This window comes from Promicromonospora kroppenstedtii DSM 19349, assembly GCF_000515355.1.
Classification (GTDB): domain Bacteria; phylum Actinomycetota; class Actinomycetes; order Actinomycetales; family Cellulomonadaceae; genus Promicromonospora; species Promicromonospora kroppenstedtii.
Map to the genome: position 1 here is coordinate 63,706 of NZ_KI911693.1, position 3,667 is coordinate 67,372.

4 protein-coding genes are annotated in these 3,667 nt (G+C 72.7%); 1 reads left to right on the forward strand and 3 read right to left on the reverse strand.

Translation table 11 applies throughout. From position 1 onward, the window contains the following. The 3 genes from PROKR_RS17130 to PROKR_RS17140 all read right to left on the reverse strand — a co-directional run. Positions 1–544: polysaccharide deacetylase family protein (locus PROKR_RS17130; RefSeq protein ID WP_036964975.1), on the reverse strand; the 544-nt coding region annotated here is incomplete at its 3' end. Between the two features lie 84 nt (positions 545–628). After that, the gene (locus tag PROKR_RS17135; RefSeq protein ID WP_036964977.1) at positions 629–1,942 is read right to left on the reverse strand and encodes an O-antigen ligase family protein; all 1,314 of its coding nucleotides are present in this window, start codon (positions 1,940–1,942) and stop codon (positions 629–631) included. Next, positions 1,939–2,901 (reverse strand): hypothetical protein, encoded by a 963-nt coding sequence (locus tag PROKR_RS17140; RefSeq protein ID WP_157602182.1) that lies wholly within the window; start codon positions 2,899–2,901, stop codon positions 1,939–1,941. Before PROKR_RS17140 ends, PROKR_RS17135 begins: the two co-directional genes overlap by 4 nt. Before the next feature lie 125 nt (positions 2,902–3,026). On the opposite strand from PROKR_RS17140, the gene PROKR_RS17145 reads away from it, so the two are divergent. Next, on the forward strand, positions 3,027–3,667 hold a 641-nt coding region (locus PROKR_RS17145; RefSeq protein WP_036965014.1), incomplete at its 3' end, for a hypothetical protein.

Sequence of the window (3,667 nt, forward strand, 5' to 3'; positions counted from 1 at the left end):
GGCTGAACCGGGCCTGCCGCCAGGCGCCGGGCCGGGCCAGCGCCCGGTCGCTCGTGTAGACCCGCGCGTAGCCGAGCCGGCGCAGCGCCCCCAGGGTGGTCCGGTCGTACCGGCCCAGCGGGCAGGCGGCGGTGACCACGGGCTCGTCCAGCACCTCCTGGAGCCGGTCCCGGGCCTCGACGAGCTCGGTGTGCACCTGCGGTGGGGTCAGCCGGCGCCAGACGCGGTGGTCCATGCCGTGCGACCCGACGCCCATCCCCGACCGGCGCAGTGCCCGGACGTCGGCGGCCGACAGCGACCCCGGGCGCCCGAGCCGGCCGGCGATCACGAAGAACTCGGCGGCCCGCCCGCGCTCGACCAGCTCGGGGAGCGCCACCGTCAGGTCGGAGGTGTTGCCGTCGTCGAAGCTGAGGTGCACGTCGGGCCGGACGGCGACCAGGTCGAGGACGCGCCGGAACGTGTCGGCGCTGATCCAGTAGGCGGCCTCCTCGGCCGGGACGTCGTCCGGCGGCGTCCCGATACCGTGAAAGCAGAGATTGATCATTTGTTTATCGTGAACGAAGGGCCGGCACCGCGGAATGTATTACCGGGTGATTCTCCGGGTGATTCTCGGGGCATGTCGGCAGACCTATGCCCGGGCGCGCAACGAACCCGCGACACCGACCAGGAGAAACAGTGCGCCCATCGTCATCGGGAACGCGAAGGCGTCGAAGAAGAACAGGCTGACGAACCCGACGAGCACCGCCGCCATGAGGGCGAGGGCCAGGTCGTAGGTCCGGGCGTCGGTCCCCGCGCTGCGCTTGCGCACCCGCACGAGCACCCGGACCGTGGCCACGCAGATTCCGAGGAACAGCAGCGTCCCGATCAGGCCGACGGTCACCAGCAGCAGCAGGTACTGGTTGTCGAAGATCCGGTAGGTGGGCAGGAAGGTGCCGAGGCCGCGCCCGAACAGGGGGTCCCGCGCGATGAACTCGCCCGCCAGCTCGAACGAGCCGGTCCGGGAGGTGACGCTCGGGTCCTCCGAGGCTCCGGTGAACAGGCCGAGGATCGAGGACAGCATGTTGGGCGCGACCACCATGCCCGCCACGGCGCCGACGGCGGTGACGGCGAGCATGACCCGGCGCCGTGAGCCCTTCCAGCCCACCAGCATGACGATCAGGGCGACGGCGGCGCCCACGTAGGCGGACCGGGAGCCCGTCGCGGGGACCAGGACGAGCGTCGCCGCGGCGGGCGCCCAGCGCAGCAGCGGCCTGCGCTCGGTGTGCTCGAAGCCGACGTGCAGGGTCAGCGGCAGCAGCATGGTGACGAGCACGCCGTACTCGATCGGGTGGGTCGCGGTGCCCTGCGGACGGAACAGGCCGTTGCGCTGCCCCAGCTCGTACGGCGACGTGAGGGTGAGCCCCGGCAGGGTCAGCCGGTCCACGAAGAGCTCGCCGAGCACGAACTGCGCCAGCCCGAGCACGGCCAGGGCGCCCCCGGCGAGGGCCAGTCGCCAGACGAGCTGATCGCGCCGGACGGCCGACGTGATGCCGTCGTGCGCCAGCAGCAGCACCCCGGACCAGGCGAGCAGCGCCAGGATCGCGACGTCGGCAGGGCTCACCTCGTTCGACACGACGGGCCGCGACATCGCCAGGACGTACGTGACCCCGACGCTGAACAGGAACACGGCGAGCGAGACCCGGATCAGCCGCGGGCCGCTCAGCGCGGGCCGGGCCCTCCCGACACCCATGAGCACCCAGAGCAGCAGGCTCGCCAGGCCCACCACCATGGAGGGCGCGCCCGCGCTGCCGAGCGGCCCGATCACCAGCTTGGAGGGTATGGCGAACAGGAGGAGCAGATAGACCGAGAGCCAGGTGACGACGTCGAACCGCACCGCCCCTCGCAGCAGCGGCTGCGAGGGTGCGGCGTGCCGCTGGACGGCGGCGGGCCGGGCCTGGGTCACCGGGACTCCGCGGAGGAGGCCCGGGCGGCCGCCTCGTCGCGGCGTCGCTCACGGGACTCCGGTGGGGGGTTGTGCCAGGGCGGGAGGGCCCGGTCGTCCGAGTCGCCGCCGGGCTGCGGCTGTACCGACGGCGGACGGAGGGTGGGCAGCTTGACGGTCGGCGGCCTGGCCACGAACGGCTTCACGGTCTGCGTGCCGGGGTCCGCCTGCTGGGCGTGCTCCGCCTCTGGGCCGGCCGCTTCCGGGCCGGCCTGCTTCGGTCCGGCAGGCTTCGCCCCGGCCTTCGCGTCCGGTGTCGCCGGGTCCGCGACGGGCGGGTCCGCGGGCACCGGTTCCGGAGGGCCCACCCGCTTGCGCCCGCGCACCCGGCTGCGCGCCAGCCCGTCGACCGCCACGGCGCCGACGACGGTCACCACGAGCCCGACGCCTGTCGCGGCGATGATCATGCGCACCGTGCCGCTGTTGTCGGCCTGCGCCTTCTCGTCCTTGGCGAGGACCAGTGTCGAGACGATGGCCGTCTCCGGCGCGTCGACCTCCTCCTGGAGGCGGCGCAGCTCCACGGGGACCGACGTCGTGAGCAGGTCCAGCGTCGCCAGAGCGCCCTGCGGGCTGCTGTCGGTCACATCGACCGAGATGACCGGACCGCGCGTCGACTCCTCGATGGCCACGACGTACTCGGAGTCGGGCGAGCCAGACGTGAACCGGGCCTTCGCCACGTCGCTCTCGTAGTACGCGACCACCACGCGTGCGGGCAGGTCGAGGCCACCGAGGGCCAGGAACGGGTTGCCGCCCTTGCCAACCATCTGCTGGGACGGGACGAGCAGGACGAGCCCGCGCGCGGTGTAGACCGGCGGCTCCAGGGTGCTCGCTCCGAGGAGCAGGGCGGCGGTGGCGAACAGACCCGCGACGGTCACGTACCACCGGCGGCCCAAGGCTGCTATCACGTCGAGGAATGACATTTGTTCACCCTTTCCGGGCGTATCACGCCGCGCTCGACAAAGGTATCGTGCCGAGGGCGGGCAAAGGAACGAGTTGCGGAACTCCGACGGGAATTTCGCCCGCTCCGAGAAATTGCGGGGAATCGATGACGCTGTGGGACCTGATACGTGCGGCGGTGCGGCGCTGGCCCGTCCTGCTGGCCGGGGCCCTCGCCTCCCTCGGGCTCGTGTACGCGACCACGCTGGACGACGGCGTCTACTGGAGCCGTACCCAGGTCGTCTTCCTCGCGCCGGCGAGCAAGGCCTACCCGAACGCCCTGCGCACCACGTCCGAGGACCTGATCATCACGGCCGGAGCGGTCGCGAAGGCCGTCTCCGGGCCCGCCGCGGTCACCAAGTACGCCTCGCCCGACGCGACGCTGGTCGGCGAGGGCATCCGCGACGGCTGGTCGATCCGGCTGCCTGACACCGGCGGCCAGTGGGCCCCCAACTTCGCCCAGCAGGTGCTGTACGTCGAGGTCGTCGGCGCCACGGCCGAGCAGGTCGGTGCGCGGCAGGAGGAGATCATCGACCAGATCGCGCACGAGCTCGACCGCCTGCAGCGCGACGCCGGCGTGGCGCCCGTCAACGACATCACCGTGACGGTCGCCCCCGAGTCCACCGTGGTGCACCAGGTGGGCGGCTCGAGCCTCCGGGCCGCCGGCATGGCGGGCCTGCTCGGCGCGAGCGCCACGTTCGCGGTCATCGCCGTGCTCGAGACACGCGCCCGCCGCCGCGACGCTGCGTC